Here is a 1,665-nt window from a genome sequence, read left to right on the forward strand (position 1 = left end):
CACGGGGCGGAGCCCCGGTCTTTGAGCCGCGCCTGCCCGGGCTCGTCAGGCGGATCCAGCCCCTCCGGCGATTGAGGAGCGGGGGAGTGGGAGGGGGGCGACCCGTCGCGGGTCAGAGGCCCTTGCGGCGGGCGTAATAGCGGGCTACCCGCACCCGGTTGCCGCAAGCCGAGGCCACACACCACCGCCGCCTCGGATGCACCGGCAGGAACACCAGCACGCAGTCCTCCGCCTCGCAGGCGCGAACCGACGTCACACGGGAGTCGGTCAGCAGCTCCGCGACCGCCTCGGCCAGTTCCGCCGCGAGCCGCCGCGCCGGGGTGGCCGTCCGGTGCGGGGACGCCGTGACGCCGGCCTCCTCCGTCCAGGCCAGCTCGCGGTGGGCCGGTGCCCCGGCCAGCGCCTCGTTCAGCGCGCGCAGCGCATCGGCCGGGGGCCGGTCACCACCCCGCACCGCGTCCAGCGCCGCCCGCGCGGCCTCCCGTACGGCCTGCACGGCCGCCACCTCGGCCGCACCCACCTCGCCGACCGGCGTCAGCCGCCCGGCCTGCTCGGCCAGCCACGCCGCCAGACCCGCCGCGTCGGCGACGAGATCGCCCTCGGCGGTACGGGTGTTGAGGAGGTCCAGAGCCAGGGGCTCACCGGTAAGCGGAAAGTTCACTGCCACATGCCTAATGCTATCTGAATCCCTTGACCCATTAACAAGAAGCGGCAAAGCTAATGCCAACAACCGCACAGGAGGCATGTGATGACCGCCCGCCGCACCGTCCCTTCCGTCCGGCACCACACCGTCGACGTGGACGGCGTACGCGTCGCCTACCGCGAGAGCGGCCCCGCCGACGGCCCCGTCCTCCTGCTCCTGCACGGATTCCCGACCGCCTCGCACCAGTTCGCCCGCCTGATGGACGCCCTCGGCGACACCCCGTACCGCCTGATCGCCCCGGACTACCCCGGCTTCGGCAGGACCGAGGCCCCGGAGGGGTTCACGTACACCTTCGACCGGCTCGCCGACATCGTGGAGGGCTTCACCGACGCCCTGGGCCTCGACCGTTTCGCCCTGTACGTCTTCGACTTCGGCGCGCCGGTCGGGCTGCGGCTCGCCACGCGGCGGCCGGACCGGGTGACCGGGCTGATCGTGCAGAACGGCAACGCGTACGAGGAGGGCCTCTCGGACGCCGCCCGCGAGTTCACCGGGCTCCGGCGCGAGGTCCCGGGCAACGAGGAACGGATCCGCGCGCTCTTCACCCTGGAGGGCACCCGCTTCCAGTACGAGACCGGCGTCGCCGACACCAGCCTGATCTCCCCCGACAGCTGGACCCTCGACATGCACTACCTGGGCCTGCCGGGGCGGGCCGACGCCCAAGCCGACCTCGCCTTCGACTACGCCTCGAACCTCACGCATTACCCGGCCTGGCAGGGGTGGTTGCGGAGCGCGGGGGTGCCGGTGCTGGTCGTGTGGGGGGCGGGGGATCCGTTCTTCACGGTGGCGGGGGCGAAGGCGTATCTGCGGGATGCGGGGGGTGCGGCCGTGCACGTCTTCGAGGGCGCCGGGCACTTCGCCCTGGAGACCCACCTCGCGGAGATCGCCCCGCTGATCTCCACCTTCCTCACCGAACTCCCGTAGCCCCCCTTACGTTTGCCCCTGCGCGGGCTCCGCCCCCACTC

2 protein-coding genes are annotated in these 1,665 nt (G+C 72.8%); one reads left to right on the forward strand and one right to left on the reverse strand.

The window, feature by feature from the left end:
* Positions 1–112 precede the first annotated feature (112 nt).
* A complete protein-coding gene (locus ACGFYU_RS37870) occupies positions 113–661 on the reverse strand; it encodes a CGNR zinc finger domain-containing protein (RefSeq protein ID WP_393831840.1) in 549 nt (182 codons plus the stop codon).
* An 87-nt stretch (positions 662–748) separates the two neighbouring features.
* Here ACGFYU_RS37870 and ACGFYU_RS37875 point away from each other — a divergent pair, with 87 nt between their 5' ends.
* Positions 749–1,624, forward strand: a complete 876-nt coding sequence (locus ACGFYU_RS37875) for an alpha/beta fold hydrolase (RefSeq protein WP_393831841.1) — start codon at positions 749–751, stop codon at positions 1,622–1,624.
* Positions 1,625–1,665: the final 41 nt, after the last annotated feature.

The sequence above is a fragment of the Streptomyces sp. NPDC048337 genome (assembly GCF_043201175.1).
Lineage (GTDB): Bacteria > Actinomycetota > Actinomycetes > Streptomycetales > Streptomycetaceae > Streptomyces.